Genomic DNA, 16461 nt, shown 5'->3' on the forward strand with positions numbered 1-16461 from the left:
GATCAGCCCTCGCCCAGCAGCTTGCCGTCCGACGTCTGGAACTGCTGCTTGAACTTGTTCACCGCGGAGCCCACGGCCTGGACGGTGTCGTCCGACATCTTGCCGCCCTCGCGGATGCTGGTCATGAGGTCCTTGTGCTCACGGCCCAGGTAGTCAAGCAGCTCCCGCTCGAAGCGGCGGATGTCGGATACCGGGATCTCGTCCATCAGGCCGTTGGTACCGGACCAGATGGAGACGACCTGGTTCTCCGTGGAGAACGGGCTGTACTGCTCCTGCTTCAGCAGCTCCACCATGCGCTGGCCGCGGGCCAGGGCGGACTTGGACGCGGCGTCCAGGTCGGAGCCGAAGGCGGCGAACGCCTCCAGCTCGCGGTACTGCGCCAGGTCCACGCGCAGCGAGCCGGTGATCTGCCGCACCGCCTTGTGCTGGGCGGAGCCGCCGACGCGGGAGACGGAGATACCGACGTTCAGCGCCGGGCGCTGGCCCGCGTTGAACAGGTCGGACTCCAGGAAGCACTGGCCGTCGGTGATGGAGATGACGTTCGTCGGGATGAACGCGGAGACGTCGTTGGCCTTGGTCTCCACGATCGGCAGGCCGGTCATCGAGCCGCCGCCCATGTCGTCCGACAGCTTCGCGCAGCGCTCAAGCAGCCGGGAGTGCAGGTAGAAAACGTCGCCCGGGTACGCCTCGCGGCCCGGCGGGCGGCGCAGCAGCAGGGAGACCGCGCGGTAGGCGTCGGCCTGCTTCGACAGGTCGTCGAAGATGATCAGCACGTGCTTGCTGTCGTACATCCAGTGCTGGCCGATGGCCGAGCCGGTGTACGGGGCGATGTACTTGAAGCCGGCCGGGTCGGAGGCCGGAGCCGCCACGATAGTGGTGTACTCCAGGGCGCCCGCCTCCTCCAGCGCGCCGCGCACGGACGCGATGGTGGAGCCCTTCTGGCCGATCGCCACGTAGATGCAGCGGACCTGCTTGTTCGGGTCGCCGGAACGCCAGTTGTCGCGCTGGTTGATGATCGTGTCCACCGCGAGGGCCGTTTTGCCCGTCTGCCGGTCGCCGATGATCAGCTGACGCTGGCCGCGGCCGATGGGCGTCATGGTGTCGACGGCCTTGTAGCCGGTCTCCATCGGCTCGTGCACCGACTTGCGCTGCATCACCGACGGGGCCTGGAGCTCCAGGGCGCGGCGGCCCGTGGTCTCGATGTCCCCCAGGCCGTCGATCGGGTTGCCCAGCGGGTCGACGACCCGGCCGAGGTAGCCGTCACCGACGCCGACGGAGAGCACCTCGCCGGTGCGGCGCACCGGCTGGCCCTCCTCGATGCCGCTGAACTCACCGAGAACGACGACGCCGATCTCCCGCTCCTCCAGGTTGAGGGCGAGGCCGAGGGTGCCGTCCTCGAACTTCAGCAGCTCGTTCGCCATGGCCGAGGGCAGCCCCTCGACACGCGCGATGCCGTCACCGGCAACGCTGACCGTCCCGACCTCTTCCCGCGAGGCCGCGTCCGGCTTGTACGACTGGACAAAGTTCTCCAGCGCGTCCCGGATCTCATCCGGCCGGATCGTGAGCTCCGCCATCTGGGTTCCCTGCTCTCCTTGTTGGGCCCGTAAGTTTGTCCATTACGGCCCAACCCGGGCCGCTTGTCCTGCTTCTTGAGTTGGTCGCGCCGCCGTCAGCCGGCCATCCGGCGATTCACCTCGTCGAGGCGGTCGGCAACGGTGCCGTGGATGACCTCGTCACCGATCCTGACCGAGATCCCGCCGAGGACCGCCGGGTCGACGTCGAGATTCAGCTGGATCTGCCGACCGTACAGCCGGGCCAGGGCATCGCCGAGGCGCTGCCGCTGCCGGTCATCGAGCGGCACCGCGGAGGTGACGACAGCCACCGAACGCTCCCGCCTGGCAGCCGCCAGGACGCTCAGCGCCTCGAGCCCTGCTTCCAGGCTACGTCCCCGCGGGCGTTCCACGAGCCGGATGACGAGACGCTCGGTGACCGGGCGTGCACGTCCGCCGAGCAGGTCGCGGATCAGGGCGGCCTTGGCGATGCCGCCCGCGGCCGAATCGTCCCTACCGCTCAGCGCGGCGCGGAGCTGGGGCGCGGTGGCGATGATCCGGCCGAACCGGAACAGCTCGTCCTCCACCGCGTCCAGGCTGCCGTCCCGCTCCGCCGCGATCAGGTCGGCCGTGTCGGCCAGCCCTTCCACGGCGTCCACCAGGTCGCGCGAGGCGGACCAGCGGGACCTGACCATTCCGGAGACCAGGTCGACGGCCTCGCCGCCGACCTGTCCGCCCAGCAGGCGGCCGACCAGGTCGGCCTTGCCCTCGCCGGGCTGCGCCGGGTCGGTGAGCACCCTGCGCAGCGACGTCTCACGGTCGAGCAGCGCGGTGACGGCCGCGAGGTCGGCGGCGAGCGCCACGGCGTCGACGGCGGTGTTGTCGACCAGCGCGTCAAGCCGCTCTCGCGCGGCGTCCAGCGCCTCGCGACTCGCTCCCATCATGGCGTCACGCTCCCCTGTTCGCTCGTGGCGTTGCGGCCGTCATCGTCCCGCCTCGGAGGACTCGGAGGGAACGGACCGGCCGGCCTGCTCCTCCAGGTCGTCGAGGAAGCGGTCGATCGTGCGGCTCTGCCGGGCGTGGTCCTCCAGGGACTCCCCGACCAGCCGCCCGGCCAGCTCGATGGCGAGCTTGCCGACGTCCTGGCGCAGCAGCTCCGCGGCCTGCTTGCGGTCGGCCGCGATCTGGGCGTGGCCCGCGGCGATGAGCTCTTCACGCTGCCGCTGACCCTCCTCGCGCATTTCGGCGATGAGCGAGGCACCCTGCTCCTGCGCCTCCTGACGCATCCGGGCGGCCTCGTGGCGCGCCTCGGCGAGCTGTTCCTTGTAGCTCTCCAGCGTCTGCCGAGCCTCGGCCTGAGCCGCCTCGGCCTTCTCCATGCCGCCCTCGATCGCCTCCCGTCGCTCATCGAGCGCCTTGTTGATGGCGGGCAGCAGCTTCTTGTGGAAGACGAAGTAGACGACACCGAAGCAGATCAGGCCAATGACGATCTCGGGCACCACCGGGAGCACAGGGCTCATCGGCTCTTCGGCAGCCAGTTCGATCAGCATGGTGGACCTTTCGTCGGTAGTGGCGTCGTGATCGACGTCAGATGGCGAAGGCGAGCACGAAGCCCATCAGCGCCAGCGCCTCGATGACGGCGAAGCCGAGCAGCATGTTCTGCCGGATGACACCGGTGGCCTCCGGCTGACGGGCGATGGCCTGGACGCCGTTGCCGAAGATGATGCCGATGCCGACACCCGGGCCGACGGCCGCGAGGCCGAAGCCGATGGTGTTGACGCTGCCTTCAACTGCGGCGAGAGTTGCGGACATGTCCGTTTGTTCCTTATCTCTGATGAGCCGGTGGCGGAGTGTCCACCGGATTGGTGCGGTCGGTAGGGGTGGCCGATCGGCCGCTCTCAGTGCGCCTCTTCCAGCGCCTGGGAGATGTAGGTGGCGGTCAGCGCGGTGAACACGTACGCCTGGAGCGCCTGGATGAACAGCTCGAAGAACGTCAGCGCCACCGTCATGACCATCGAGGTCGCCGCGTAGAACGTGCCGACCACGGAGCCCAGCGTGTACCAGGTACCGATGATGAAGACCAGCAGCAGCAGGTGCCCGGCGAACATGTTGGCAAAGAGCCGGACGGTGAGCGTCAGCGGGCGGACGATGACGTTCGACAGGAACTCGATGGGCGTGAGGATCACGTAGATCCCCTTCGGCAGCCCGCTGGGCACGCACAGGTTCCGCATGCCGCCGACGAAACCGTTCGTCTTGAAGGTCAGCGTCATGTACGTGGCCCATACGATCAGCGCGAGCGCTGCCGGGTACGCGATGATCGATGTCGCCGGGAACTGGGCGAAGGGGATGATCGCCCAGATGTTCATGATCCAGACGAAGAAGAACAGCGACATCAGCAAGGGCACATACGGCTCTGCCTTCTTGCCGATGGTCTCGCGCGCGATCCCGCGGCGCACGAAGTCGTACAGGACCTCGGCGACCAGCTGGACCTTGCCGGGGACCACCTTCGCCCTGGAGAAAGCCACCCAGAAGAACGTGCAGATGATCGCCGTGCTGAGGACCACCAGCGCCATCGGCTTGTCCACTTCGAACGAGCCGATCGTGAACAGCGGGTCGAAGATGAACGACCACTCGGACGGGGCGGGGAAGCCACAGCCGTCGAAGAGATGGCAGTCGGTTTCGAAGGCGAGCACCTGGTCGTTACTCACCGTGAACTCCCTCGGCATGACGCATGGATACGGCTACCTCGATGTGTCGGCGCGGCGGCATGGGCCGCGGAACGGCACTGGACTGGATGGGGCGGGAGGAGCGCCGGTCAGCACCCGCGTGGCTGTCCCGCACAGCCCGCGCGCGGCCCTCGGCCCCCGTGGGCGCCGCGGTCCGGCCTTCCGGCGAGGGACGATAGCAGCCCGCGACGACACCCCGTATACAGCCCCCGCCTTCGCCGGTACCGCTCATGACGGGCCGCCGGTGGACGCGGTCGCCTTGTCCGGCTCCACGTAGAGGGTCTTGACCTTGGTGTGCGCCCGCACCTGACCGGCCAGCCAGACGGCCGTCCCGGCCAGCACGCCGGCGGCGAAGGCACGCCCGTTCAGGAAGGAGGCGTCACGCAGCAGGAGGAGCAACCCGAGCAGGAAGCCCATCTGCGTCGTGTAGATCAGGAAGGCGGCGCCGAAGAAGAGGTCGGGCCAGCGCCTGCCGACGTAACCGAGTGAGATCAGGCCGCCACCGAAGAAGACGGCGGCGACGAGCACGCCGAGCGCGACCCCGCCCGCGCCGTCCCCCCCTGCCACCACGGCGCCGATGACGGTGGCGAGCACGCCTGCCACGGCAGTGGGGATCGCGGCGCCGCGGACGATCCGGGCGTCGTTGGACTGCATCGAACTGCTTCTCCGGCGGGGCTTCGGGGACGTGTCGTCGTTGACGAGCGGGTTCCGGCACGTGGGTGATGCGCCGGGGTTTCGTGAACGCTATCACAAACTATTTGATGAGGTCTTTACCCGATCCGTGTGCAGGACCTCACACTCCGGAGGTAACACCCGCGTTGCGTCGCTGACGTGCGGCACCGCATCTGCTAGGTCGTGTCGGGCTAGGCCCTAGGAGCGGGTGTCGATCTTGCGGCGCAGCGCGAAGCGCTGCCGGTCGCCCACCGCCGTCGCGCCGTGCAGCCCGGCCAGCGAGGTGGGCTGGGTGCCGGGCGCGGGCGGCCCGCCCGCGGGCCGGTCCGCGGCGTGGGCGTCGAGCGCGGACTCCACGGGCAGCTGCGGGGCGAGCCGCCGCTTGCGGTCCCGGTAGCGCGGCGGCACCAGCCGCTGCGCCCAGCGCGGGACGCGGGGCGTGAAGCGGGGCATCAGCAGCACCACGAGCCCGACGGCGCTGAGCACCATCACCGCCGGCACCAGCACCGCGTTCGCCGACTGCACGGAGTAGGCGACGGCGCCGAACGCGATCAGCGCCGACCAGAAGTACATGATCAGCACCGCGCGGCTCTGCGAGTGCCCGATCTCCAGCAGCCGGTGATGCAGGTGACCACGATCGGCCGAGAACGGCGAGTGACCGTTCCAGGTGCGACGCACGATCGCCAACACCAGGTCGACGAACGGCACCGCGATGATCGTCAACGGCAGCAGCAGCGGCATGTAGACGGGCACCGTCTCGAACACCGCGCTGCGCACGGAGCCGGAGAACAGCTTCATCGCGTCCGGGTCCACCTGTCCTGTGATCGACACCGCGCCCGCGGCCAGGACGAGGCCGAGCAGCATGGAGCCCGAGTCGCCCATGAAGATCCGGGCCGGATGCAGATTGTGCGGCAGGAAGCCCAGACACATGCCCATCAGCACCGCCGCGAACAGGGTGGCGGGCGCGGCGGCCTCGATGCCGTAGCCGTACCAGATGCGGTAGGCGTACAGGAAGAACGCGGCGGCGGCGATCCCGACCATGCCGGCCGCCAGGCCGTCGAGGCCGTCCACGAAGTTGACCGCGTTGATGGTGATGACCACGATCGCGACGGTGAGCAGCGTGCCCTGGAGCGGGGTGAGCGCAACCATGCCGACCGTGGGCACCGGAAGCCACAGAATGGTCAGCCCCTGAAGGACCATGACGCCCGCGGCGATCATCTGGAGACCGAGCTTGATCAGGGCGTCCACACCGTACTTGTCGTCCAGCACGCCGATCAGCCAGATCAACCCGGCACCGGAGAGCAGCGCCCGCGGCTCGTCCGAGATCCGGAACACCTCGCCCACGTTGGTGAGCTGGGAGGCGACGAGCAGCCCCGCGCAGAGCCCGCCGAACATCGCGATACCGCCCAGCCGCGGCGTCGGCTCACGGTGCACGTCGCGCGCCCTGATGGGCGGCATCGCGCCCCAGGCGATGGCGAACTTCCGCACCGGCCCCGTCAACAGATACGTGACGGCCGCCGTGACGCAGAGCGTCAGTAGGTATTCGCGCACAAGATGCCCCAGAGGTCTCGCAGGACTACCGCGCAACACCCTCTCATGCCCGCGCCCCTGGGTGCGGACTCGGTGTCGCGTCGCTACTGCCTTGGACTACAGGTTAAGACGGGTCGCCCGGCCGCCGCTCGGCCAGGCGCGGCACGAGCGGGAGCGCGAACGGGAGCGCGAACGCGGGCGCGAACGGGCCGCGGCGGCCCGACCGCGCCCTACAGCAGCGCACGGCCCGACCACGCGCCCCGCGGCGGCACTCCGGTCAGCGCCGTGACCACGGGGTCGAGCGCGGCGCGGATCTCCTCGCCGATGGACCGGAAGTACGGCAGCGGCGCCCCGTACGGGTCCTGTACCTCATCCGCCTCCGCGTTCGGCGCCAGCAGCCAGCCGCGGAGCGCCGCGGCGGCACGCGCCAGCGCCCTGGCACGCTCCACCAGCTCCTCCGGCGAGGCGGCGACGGGCAGCGTGGCCGTGTCGATGGCCCGCACCAGCCGCGTGAACTCCTTGAGGGTGAACGTGCGCAGCCCGGCCGAGTGCCCCATCGAGATCACCTGGGCCCGGTGGTCCCTGGTCGCGGTCAGCACCAGATCGGCGTCGATGACGTGCTCGTCCAGCAGCTCCCGGCCGATGAAGTCGCCTGCGTCCGCGCCGTATTCGTCCAGCAGCTGGGCGGCGTGCGCCTCCATGGGGGCGCCCTCGTGCCCCCAGGTGCCGGCGCTCTCCACCACCAGACCGGCCGCGGAGCCGCCCAGGCGCTCGGCCAAGGCCTGCCGCGTCAGGCGTTCCGTGATCGGGGAGCGGCACACGTTGCCCGTGCTGACGTGCAGAATCCGGAAGACCTGCCGCGGCCCACCGGAGGTGTCCGGCGCCGGTATGCCAACGTCCGCGGGGCTACCCGAGGGGGGTGTCAATGCGCGGTCTCCAGATCGGGAACGACCTTCCGCAGCTCCTCCTCGCTCACCGCCCCGGCGCGCAGCAGCACCGGAACCCGCCCGGTGACGTCGACGATGGAGGACGGCACGGCATCCGGGGTCGCCCCGCCGTCGAGGTAGACGGCGACCGAATCACCCAGCATCTCCTGCGCGCCGTCGCAGGTCTGCGGCGCCGGGTGGCCGGTGAGGTTGGCGCTGGAGACGGCCATCGGGCCGAATTCCTTGAGCAGTTCGATCGCGACGGGGTGCAGGGGCATCCGCACCGCGACCGTGCCGCGGGTCTCCCCCAGGTCCCACGTCAGCGACGGCTGGTGCTTGGCGACCAGGGTCAGCGCGCCCGGCCAGAAGGCGTCCACCAGCTCCCACGCCTTCTCGGAGAAGTCGGTGACCAGCCCGTGCAGGGTGTTCGGCGAGCCGACGAGCACCGGCGAGGGCACCCCGCGCCCGCGGCCCTTGGCCTCCAGCAGATCGGCCACGGCCGTGGTGTTGAACGCGTCCGCGCCGATGCCGTAGACGGTGTCGGTCGGCAGGACGACCAGATCCCCGCGCCGGACCGCGGCGGCGGCTTCCCGCAGGCCGTGCTTGCGATCGACCACGTCAGAGCAGTCGTAACGCCGTGCCATGACTGAATGTCCTCCTCTTGCCTTGCCCCGGCTACCGCGCGACGCGGCGGGCGGTGGCGAATCGGGGCCGGTTGTTGAGGTCCGGGTGGTCCGCGGCATCGGCCCAGCCGCGGTCCTCGGTGAAGATCCAGGGCACCTGCCCGCCTTGGGTGTCGGCGTGCTCGATGACCACCATGCCGCCGGGCCGCAGCAGCCGGTGCGCGGCCCGTTCCAGACCGCGGATGACGTCCAGGCCGTCCTCGCCGGAGAAGAGCGCGAGCTGCGGGTCGTGGTCCCGCGCCTCCGGCGCCACGTACTCCCACTCGGTCAGCGGGATGTACGGCGGGTTGGAGATGACCAGGTCGACCTGGCCGCCCAGCTCGGGCAGCGCGGCACGCGCGTCCCCCTGGTGCAGGACGACGCGGCTGCCCTCCACGTTCTTCCTGGCCCACTCACAGGCCGTGAAGTCCAGCTCCACGGCGTGCACCCGGGAGCGGGGCACCTCCTGCGCCAGGGCGAGCGCGATGGCGCCCGAGCCCGTGCACAGGTCGACGATCAGCGGCTCGGCGACGTCCATCGCCCGGACCGCGTCTATCGCCCAGCCGACGACCGACTCCGTCTCGGGGCGCGGCACGAAGACGCCCGGCCCGACCTGGAGCTCCAGATACCGGAAGAACGCGCGCCCGGTGATGTGCTGGAGCGGCTCGCGCGCCTCGCGGCGCGCCACCGCTTCCCAGTAACGGGCGTCGAACTCGGCGTCGGGAACGGTGTGCAGCCTGGACCGCTCGGTGCCGTGCACGAACGCCGCGAGCTCCTCGGCGTCGAAACGCGGCGACGGCACCCCGGCGTCGGCCAGCCGCTGGGTGGCCCTGGCCACCTCGGCCAGCAGCACGGAACGGGACGCCCCGGAAGACACAGAAGACGCAGTCACATGGCCCACCCTACGCACCCCACGGTCACCCTGCCGCCGCCAGCTTGGCGGCCGAATCCGCGTCCACGCACGCCTGGATGACGGGGTCGAGGTCACCGTCGAGCACTTGGTCGAGGTTGTACGCCTTGAAGCCGACACGGTGGTCGGAGATCCGGTTCTCCGGGTAGTTGTACGTCCGCACGCGCTCGGAACGGTCCACGGTCCGCACCTGGCTGCGGCGGGCGTCGGACGCCTCCCGGTCCGCCCCCTCCTGCGCGGCGGCCAGCAGCCTGGCGCGCAGGATGCGCAGGGCCTGCTCCTTGTTCTGGAGCTGACTCTTCTCGTTCTGGCAGGAGACGACAATGCCGGTGGGCAGGTGGGTGATGCGGACCGCGGAGTCGGTGGTGTTGACCGACTGGCCGCCGGGGCCGGAGGAGCGGTAGACGTCGATGCGCAGGTCGGCCGTGCTGATCTCCACGTCGACGTCCTCGGCCTCGGGGAGCACCAGCACGCCCGCCGCCGAGGTGTGGATGCGGCCCTGCGACTCGGTGGCGGGCACGCGCTGCACACGGTGCACGCCGCCCTCGTACTTCAGCCGGGCCCACACGCCCTGTCCCGGTTCCGGGGTGCCCCTGGTCTTCACGGCGACGGAGACGTCCTTGTAGCCGCCGAGGTCCGACTCGTTCCCGTCGATGATCTCCGTGCGCCAGCCGACGCGCTCGGCGTACCGCAGATACATCCGCAGCAGGTCGCCGGCGAACAGGGCCGACTCGTCGCCGCCCTCGCCCGCCTTGATCTCCAGGATCACGTCCTTGTCGTCGCTGGGATCGCGGGGGACGAGCAGCAGCCGCAGCTCTTCCGTCAACTCCTCGCGCCTGGCCTGGAGGTCCTTCACCTCAGCGGCGAAGTCGGGGTCCTCCGCGGCCAGTTCGCGGGCGGTCTCGATGTCCTCCCCGTGCCGCTTCCACGAACGGTAGGCCGCGATGATCGGCGTCAGCTCGGCGTACCGCTTGCCGAGCCGCCGGGCGGTGCCCTGGTCGGCGTGCACCGCGGGGTCGGCCAGCCGCCGTTCGAGGTCGGCGTGCTCGCCGACGAGATCCTCGACCGCCTCGAACATCTTCTGTGCTCCTGAATGGGGACGTGGAGGGGACGCGAACGCTGGGGGACGCGGGACGCGAAAGGCGCCGGGCCCGGGGGCCGGTGACGTCGCGCGTCAACGGCCGCCGGCCCGGCGCCGACGGGGTCGCTACTTGCGGGCGGACCCGGCGTTCTTGCCGAAGCGCGCCTCGAAGCGGGCCACACGGCCACCGGTGTCGAGAATCTTCTGCTTGCCGGTGTAGAACGGGTGGCACTCGGAGCAGATGTCGGCGCGGATACGCCCCTCGCTGACGGTGCTACGGGTGGTGAACGAGGCACCGCAGGTGCAGCTGACCTGGGTCTCGTAGTACTCCGGGTGAATGTCGCGCTTCACGGTGTCTCCTAGCTCGGGAGGGCGCCGGGTCGACGCGCGGGCTGCGCGCCGTGAACCGGGGCCGACGCTCCAGTTTGCCAGCAGGGAGCGTGCCCGACAAAACGGGGTGCCGCTGCCCCTCGTTCCCCGTCCGTACGCCCGCCGTTCCGCGCCGGGCGACTACCGGGCGTCACCCCTCGGTGACGACGGACCGGTCCCCGTTCTCCTCGGAGACGGAGCCCTCGACCGCCGAGGCGGGCACCGGCTCGTCGCGGCGCAGCGCCCGCCACACCTGCCCGGACTGCTCGGGGAGCGGCGTGACGCGGTTGGGGTCGGCCGGGTCGGTGCCGACGGGCAGGGTGACCATCTGCATGGCGTCCGGGCCGATGCCCTCCAGCGTCTGGGCCAGGTCCGCCAGCTCCCGCACCGAGCCGATACCGGAGTCGGTGGTGACCGCGGAAGTCGCGGCGTCGGCAAGGTCGTAGAGCCGCTTGGGGCTGGCCAGCCCCACGCCCCCCGCCTGGTCCGCCAGGGCCCGCAGGAAGGACTGCTGGAGCTCGATGCGGCTGAGGTCGCTGCCGTCGCCGACGGCCTTCCTGGTGCGCACCAGCGCGAGCGACTCGCGCCCGTCGAGGGTGTGGGTGCCCGCCGGCAGGTCCAGGTGGCTGTCCTCGTCGTCGATGGCCTCCGTGGTCGTGATCTCGACGCCGCCGAGGGTGTCGACCAGCCGGGCGAAGCCGTCGAAGTCGACCTCCAGGTAGTGGTCCATGCGCAGCCCGGTCAGGGACTCGACCGTCTTGACGGTGCAGGCCGGACCGCCCACCGTGTACGCCTCGTTGAACATCGAACGGTCCGCCGCGGGCTCGGTCGAGCCGTCGCCCCGCTCGCACCGCGGGCGGTCCACGAGGGTGTCGCGCGGGATGGAGACGACGGTGGCCGCGTCGTGCGCCTCGTTCACGTGGACGATCATGGCGGTGTCGCTGCGGGCGCCGTCCTGGGCGTCCGGGCCGCCGAAGTCGCCGTTCGTCCCGGCCCTGGAGTCCGAGCCGAGGACGAGGATGTCCATCGAGCCGCCCGGGGTGTCCCGCGGCCGGTCGGGTCCGAGTGCGGAGTCTATGTCGACCTGCGACAGATTGCCGTCGAGCTTCACGTACAGGGCGGTGAGCCCGGCCCCCGTCAACAGGACGACCGCGGCCAGGCCGATCACGACGGCGCGCAGCAGCCGCCGCCTCCCGGGGCCGCGGCGCGCGCTCCGCGGACGACGGGGCCGCCCGGCTCGCCCTGCATCGTCCGGTTGGGTGCCCATTCACCCATTGTGCCCCCTTGGAGAGGGTGACGCCTCCCGGCGGGGACACGGCGGCGGCCCCCGCACCCTGCCGGGTGGGGGGCCGCCGCCGTGCGCGCGAAGGATCGGTCAGTCCCCGTTGCCGGGGGCCGGGGTCGTCTTCTGGATCTGGAGCAGGAACTCGGCGTTCGACTTGGTCTGCTTCATCTTGTCCAGCAGCAGCTCGATGGCCTGCTGCTGGTCCAGCGCGTGCAGCACCCGGCGGAGCTTCCAGACGATCGCCAGCTCGTCGCTGCCCATCAGGATCTCCTCCTTCCTGGTGCCGGACGCGTCCACGTCCACGGCCGGGAAGATGCGCTTGTCCGCGAGCTTCCGGTCCAGCTTCAGCTCCATGTTGCCGGTGCCCTTGAACTCCTCGAAGATCACCTCGTCCATCCGGGAGCCGGTCTCGACCAGCGCGGTGGCGAGGATCGTCAGGGAGCCGCCGTCCTCGATGTTGCGGGCCGCGCCGAAAAACTTCTTCGGCGGGTACAGCGCCGCCGAGTCGACACCGCCGGACAGAATCCGGCCGGACGCCGGGGCCGCCAGGTTGTAGGCGCGGCCGAGGCGCGTGATGGAGTCGAGCAGCACGACCACGTCGTGGCCCAGCTCCACCAGCCGCTTGGCGCGCTCGATGGCGAGCTCCGCGACCGTGGTGTGGTCCTCCGCCGGCCGGTCGAAGGTCGAGGAGATGACCTCGCCCTTCACCGAGCGCTGCATGTCGGTGACCTCTTCCGGCCGCTCGTCGACGAGGACGACCATCAGATGGCACTCGGGGTTGTTGCGGGTGATGGCGTTGGCCACCGCCTGCATGATCATGGTCTTGCCGGTCTTGGGCGGCGCCACGATCAGCCCGCGCTGGCCCTTGCCGATGGGCGAGACCAGGTCGATGATGCGCGTAGTCAACGCGCCCGGGTCGCTTTCGAGACGCAGCCGCTCCTGCGGGTACAGCGGCGTCAGCTTGTTGAACTCGGCGCGCCCGCGCCCGGATTCGGCGGCCATGCCGTTGACCGAGTCGAGACGGACCAGCGCGTTGAACTTCTCGCGCCGTTCGCCGTCGCGCGGCTGGCGGACCGCCCCGGTGACGTGGTCGCCCTTGCGCAGGCCGTTCTTGCGGACCTGGGCGAGCGAGACATACACGTCGTTCGGCCCCGGCAGGTAGCCGGACGTGCGGACGAACGCGTAATTGTCGAGGATGTCGAGGATGCCCGCGACCGGGATCAGGACATCGTCCTCGGCGATCTGCGGCTCGCTGACCTCGTCGCGCCCGCGCCGCCCGCGGCGGTCGCGGTAGCGGCCGCGGCGGCCCCGGCGCCCGCCCTCGAAGTCGTCGTCCGCGTTATCGCGGTTGTCGCGGTTGTCGCGGTTGCCGCCGCGGCTGTCGCGGTTGTTGTCGCGGCCCTCACGGCTGTCCCGGCCGTCCCGGTTGCCGTCGCGGCCCTCCCGGCCGCCCCGGCCGCCGTCCTTGCCGGACGGGCCCTGGCCGTCGTTCTTGCCCGACTGGCCCTGGCCGCCCGCGTTCTTGCCGCCCCGCCGGTCGCGGTCGCGCTTGCCCTGACGGTCCTGGCCCTCGGTCCTCGGGGCCTCGCCCCCGGCATCGCGGTCCTTGTCCCCGCGGTCCTTGTCGCTGCCCTTGTCCGCGGCCTTTTCCTGAACCTTCTCCTGGCCCTTTTCGCCCGCGTCGCTCGCGGCGGCGGGCGCGGCCTTGCCGTCGGCGCCCTGGCCCGGAATCTCGATCTGCTGCTGTGCGGCGGCTGCGGCGGACTCGCCGGTCCTGGTGCGCGAGGTCGCGCGCCGCTTCGGCTTCTCCGCGGAGGCGGACTCGGCCGACGCGCCGTCCGCGTTCGCCGCTCCCGGGCTTCCGGCGCCGGTGGCCTGCTTCTCCTTGATGACCTCGATCAGCTGGCTCTTGCGCATCCGCGCGGTGCCCCTGATCCCCAGCCCGGAGGCAACCTGCTGCAACTCGGCGAGAACCATGCCGTCGAGGCCGGTACCCGAGCGCCGGCGCCGCGTCGCGGCGGGGGCGGCAGGAGCGTCCGTGGCGGACGCGGTGGCAGCACCGGCAGTCTTGTCGGCGGTGTCGGCACTCACGCCCATCAGATCGGTGGTGTCGCTCACGAAGGGTCCTTCCCTGGAGCGGACGTCGGCCTGTCTGGCTCGGCGACCGGTCGTGCTGTCCGGCTGCGGCCCCGTGCGGTGGGCCGGCCGGTGCGGTAATCCCGCCTGCTCACTTGCGGCGGAAGATCAAATTCACGGTGTGGTGCGGGGAGGATCATCAAGAAACCGTCTCGCACCGTTCCGGAGCGTGCTCGTCCCTGCCAGGCAGGCTGCTCAGGCAGATGAGTGGAGGCTCCCGGAAGAAAGTGGGGTGGTCCCCAACCATGGGACCCCGGAATTCCGCACGAAACCGACTGTGGCGGTACGTGCAGACTTGAGGTTAACACTACCGGACCCTGCCTTCATTCCCCCTCTCCCGCTTCCATCCGCGACCCCACGACCCGCCCTGACGGACGGGCTGCGCGGGTCACTGACCAGCCCCGGCAAGCGGCAGGACGCACGTTCCAGCCGTGTCCAGAGCCAGTCGATTCGCCGTCCAGCCGTCTCCGGCCAGCCGGGCGACCTTGTCGGCCTCCCCGTCCTCCGCGAGCGCGAGCACCGTCGGGCCCGCCCCCGAGATGACCGCGGGGACGCCGTCCGCCCGCAGGCGGCCGACGAGATCCATGCTCTCGGGCATCGCGGGTGCCCGGTAGTCCTGGTGCAGCCGGTCCTCCGTGGCCGGGAGCAGCAGCTCGGGGCGCCTGGTCAGCGCCTCGATCAGCAGCGCGGCCCGGCCCGCGTTGGCCGCCGCGTCGACATGCGGAACGTGCTGCGGCAGCAGCCCCCGCGCCGTCTCCGTCGCCAGCGGCGTGGCCGGCACGAACACCACGGGAACGACCGTCTGCGCCGGGTCCATCCGGATCGCCCGCACCGCGCCGCTCTCGCCCCACGCCAGCGTGAACCCGCCCAGCAGGCAGGCCGCGACGTTGTCCGGGTGGCCCTCGATCTCCGCGGCCAGCTCCAGCAGCGCGGTGTCGTCGAGCTTGCCCTCCCCGCCGGTGGTCACCGCGCGGGCCGCCACGAGACCGGCGCAGATCGCCGCGGACGAGGAGCCGAGGCCGCGCCCGTGCGGAATCCGGTTCGCACACACGATCTCCAGGCCCCTGGGCTGCCCGCCGAGCGCGTCGAACGCCGTACGCAGCGTGCGAACCAGCAGATTGCGCTCGTCCCGCGGCACCGAGTCCGCGCCCTCACCCGCGATGTCCAGGTGCAGCCCCGAGTCCGACACCCGGACCACGACGTCGTCGTACAGGCCGAGCGCCAGCCCGAGCGCATCGAAGCCGGGCCCGAGATTGGCGCTGGTCGCGGGCGTGCGGACCCGTACAGCGGCGGCGCGGAAGGCGGGATGGGCCATCGCTCGATGACTCTCCTTGGTGAGATGTGCGGCATGTCCCCGCCGGGCGGGTGGCGCCGCTGAAGGCGACGCGCGCCCTGGCTCGTGGACGTAACAGCGGGCAGTACACCACTCCGGGACGAATACCAGCCTATCGAAGGAAGGTTCAGACGCGATACAGGGCGGGCAGGTGTCGCCCGCGCCGCGTCACCGGACCAGGTCCAGGCGGGCCGCCGCCGCGTCCGCGTCCACCGGCACCGTCACCGGCTGCGGCGCTCCGGAGACCGCCCAGTCCGGGTCCTTCAGCCCGTTGCCCGTCACCGTGCACACGATGCGCTGCCCCGGGTCGACGTCGCCGTTCTCCGCCGCCTTCAGCAGCCCGGCCACGGACGCGGCGGAGGCCGGCTCCACGAACACTCCCTCACGGGCCGCCAACAGCCGGTAGGCCGCGAGGATCTGGCGGTCGGTCACCTCGTCGACGCGTCCGCCGGACTCGTCCCTGGCCTGCTCCGCGAGCGTCCAGGAGGCCGGGTTGCCGATGCGGATGGCGGTCGCGATCGTCGTGGGGTCCTTCACCGGCTCGCCGCGCACGATGGGCGCCGCGCCCGACGCCTGGTAGCCCCACATCCGGGGCGTGCGGGAGGCGATGCCGTCCGCCGCGTACTCGCGGTAGCCCTTCCAGTACGCCGTGATGTTCCCCGCGTTGCCCACCGGCAGCACGTGGATGTCGGGGGCGTCGCCGAGCATGTCGACGATCTCGAACGCCGCGGTCTTCTGCCCCTCGATACGCACCGGATTGACCGAATTGACCAGCGCCACCGGGTACTTCTCCGCCAGGTCCCTGGCCAGCGTCAGGCAGTCGTCGAAGTTTCCCTCCACCTGGAGGATGCGCGCGCCGTGCACGAGCGCCTGCCCCATCTTGCCCAGCGCGATCTTGCCCTGCGGAACGAGAACGGCGCACACCATCCCCGCCCGCACCGCGTAGGCCGCGGCGGACGCCGAGGTGTTGCCGGTCGAGGCGCAGATGACGGCCTGCGCCCCCTCCTCCTTCGCCCGCGACATCGCCATCGTCATGCCCCGGTCCTTGAACGAACCGGTCGGATTCGCACCCTCGACCTTGAGATAAACGTCACACCCGGTACGTTCGGAAAGCACCACGGCGGGCACGAGCGGCGTCCCACCCTCGCGCAGCGTCACCACGGGCGTGCGGGACGTGACCGGGAGGCGGTCGCGGTACTCCTCGATCACCCCGCGCCACTGGGAGCTGGTGCGGCCGCCGGCAGCGGCGGCGGACATGGCTGGTGCGTCCATGACGTAAGT

Annotated in this window: 16 protein-coding genes; all 16 read right to left on the reverse strand. The window is 71.0% G+C overall.

Annotated features, from left to right (window positions below):
• Positions 1-2: 2 nt before the first annotated feature.
• A complete protein-coding gene (gene atpA / locus STBA_RS09400) occupies positions 3-1574 on the reverse strand; it encodes a F0F1 ATP synthase subunit alpha (protein WP_077058809.1) in 1572 nt (523 codons plus the stop codon).
• A 95-nt stretch (positions 1575-1669) separates the two neighbouring features.
• Positions 1670-2494 carry a F0F1 ATP synthase subunit delta gene (locus tag STBA_RS09405; RefSeq protein ID WP_077058810.1) on the reverse strand — a complete coding sequence of 275 codons (825 nt, stop codon included), beginning with the start codon at positions 2492-2494 and terminating at the stop codon, positions 1670-1672.
• 39 nt (positions 2495-2533) lie between these two features.
• Entirely contained in the window at positions 2534-3097 is a 564-nt protein-coding gene (locus tag STBA_RS09410; RefSeq protein WP_171987869.1) for a F0F1 ATP synthase subunit B, read from the reverse strand.
• A gap of 40 nt (positions 3098-3137) precedes the next feature.
• Entirely contained in the window at positions 3138-3362 is a 225-nt protein-coding gene (gene atpE, locus STBA_RS09415; protein ID WP_077058812.1) for an ATP synthase F0 subunit C, read from the reverse strand.
• Positions 3363-3448: 86 nt separating this feature from the next.
• Entirely contained in the window at positions 3449-4276 is an 828-nt protein-coding gene (atpB, locus tag STBA_RS09420) for a F0F1 ATP synthase subunit A (protein WP_077058813.1), read from the reverse strand.
• 228 nt (positions 4277-4504) lie between these two features.
• Complete coding sequence (locus tag STBA_RS09425) at positions 4505-4930, reverse strand: hypothetical protein (RefSeq protein ID WP_077058814.1); 426 nt, start codon at positions 4928-4930, stop codon at positions 4505-4507.
• 216 nt (positions 4931-5146) lie between these two features.
• A complete protein-coding gene (locus STBA_RS09430; RefSeq protein ID WP_079251821.1) occupies positions 5147-6499 on the reverse strand; it encodes an MraY family glycosyltransferase in 1353 nt (450 codons plus the stop codon).
• 209 nt (positions 6500-6708) lie between these two features.
• Complete coding sequence (locus tag STBA_RS09435; protein ID WP_171987870.1) at positions 6709-7368, reverse strand: protein-tyrosine-phosphatase; 660 nt, start codon at positions 7366-7368, stop codon at positions 6709-6711.
• A gap of 32 nt (positions 7369-7400) precedes the next feature.
• On the reverse strand, positions 7401-8048 hold the full coding sequence (locus tag STBA_RS09440) for an L-threonylcarbamoyladenylate synthase (RefSeq protein WP_077058817.1): 648 nt from the start codon (positions 8046-8048) through the stop codon (positions 7401-7403).
• A 31-nt stretch (positions 8049-8079) separates the two neighbouring features.
• Positions 8080-8958 (reverse strand): peptide chain release factor N(5)-glutamine methyltransferase, encoded by an 879-nt coding sequence (gene prmC / locus STBA_RS09445; RefSeq protein WP_253194596.1) that lies wholly within the window; start codon positions 8956-8958, stop codon positions 8080-8082.
• A 25-nt stretch (positions 8959-8983) separates the two neighbouring features.
• Entirely contained in the window at positions 8984-10054 is a 1071-nt protein-coding gene (prfA, locus tag STBA_RS09450; RefSeq protein ID WP_077058819.1) for a peptide chain release factor 1, read from the reverse strand.
• A 129-nt stretch (positions 10055-10183) separates the two neighbouring features.
• The gene (gene rpmE, locus STBA_RS09455; RefSeq protein ID WP_077058820.1) at positions 10184-10408 is read right to left on the reverse strand and encodes a 50S ribosomal protein L31; all 225 of its coding nucleotides are present in this window, start codon (positions 10406-10408) and stop codon (positions 10184-10186) included.
• Positions 10409-10577: 169 nt separating this feature from the next.
• Positions 10578-11693, reverse strand: coding sequence for an LCP family protein (locus STBA_RS09460; RefSeq protein WP_077058821.1), 1116 nt, complete (start codon positions 11691-11693; stop codon positions 10578-10580).
• A 108-nt stretch (positions 11694-11801) separates the two neighbouring features.
• Positions 11802-13829: a transcription termination factor Rho gene (gene rho / locus STBA_RS09465; protein WP_077058822.1), complete on the reverse strand. Its 2028-nt coding sequence runs from the start codon at positions 13827-13829 to the stop codon at positions 11802-11804.
• 406 nt (positions 13830-14235) lie between these two features.
• On the reverse strand, positions 14236-15162 hold the full coding sequence (gene thrB, locus STBA_RS09470) for a homoserine kinase (RefSeq protein WP_077058823.1): 927 nt from the start codon (positions 15160-15162) through the stop codon (positions 14236-14238).
• A gap of 186 nt (positions 15163-15348) precedes the next feature.
• Positions 15349-16452, reverse strand: a complete 1104-nt coding sequence (gene thrC, locus STBA_RS09475; protein ID WP_253194598.1) for a threonine synthase — start codon at positions 16450-16452, stop codon at positions 15349-15351.
• Positions 16453-16461: the final 9 nt, after the last annotated feature.

Source organism: Streptomyces sp. MP131-18 (genome assembly GCF_001984575.1).
GTDB lineage: Bacteria > Actinomycetota > Actinomycetes > Streptomycetales > Streptomycetaceae > Streptomyces > Streptomyces johnsoniae.

Bases quoted from the DNA above. Each gene is read 5' to 3' on its own strand.
- prfA (WP_077058819.1), bottom strand. From the start codon at position 10,054: ATGTTCGAGGCGGTCGAGGATCTCGTCGGCGAGCACGCCGACCTCGAA.
- STBA_RS09425 (WP_077058814.1), bottom strand. From the start codon at position 4,930: ATGCAGTCCAACGACGCCCGGATCGTCCGCGGCGCCGCGATCCCCACT.
- STBA_RS09440 (WP_077058817.1), bottom strand. From the start codon at position 8,048: ATGGCACGGCGTTACGACTGCTCTGACGTGGTCGATCGCAAGCACGGC.
- atpB (WP_077058813.1), bottom strand. From the start codon at position 4,276: ATGCCGAGGGAGTTCACGGTGAGTAACGACCAGGTGCTCGCCTTCGAA.
- thrC (WP_253194598.1), bottom strand. From the start codon at position 16,452: ATGGACGCACCAGCCATGTCCGCCGCCGCTGCCGGCGGCCGCACCAGC.
- STBA_RS09405 (WP_077058810.1), bottom strand. From the start codon at position 2,494: ATGATGGGAGCGAGTCGCGAGGCGCTGGACGCCGCGCGAGAGCGGCTT.
- atpA (WP_077058809.1), bottom strand. From the start codon at position 1,574: ATGGCGGAGCTCACGATCCGGCCGGATGAGATCCGGGACGCGCTGGAG.
- STBA_RS09460 (WP_077058821.1), bottom strand. From the start codon at position 11,693: ATGGGCACCCAACCGGACGATGCAGGGCGAGCCGGGCGGCCCCGTCGT.
- atpE (WP_077058812.1), bottom strand. From the start codon at position 3,362: ATGTCCGCAACTCTCGCCGCAGTTGAAGGCAGCGTCAACACCATCGGC.
- thrB (WP_077058823.1), bottom strand. From the start codon at position 15,162: ATGGCCCATCCCGCCTTCCGCGCCGCCGCTGTACGGGTCCGCACGCCC.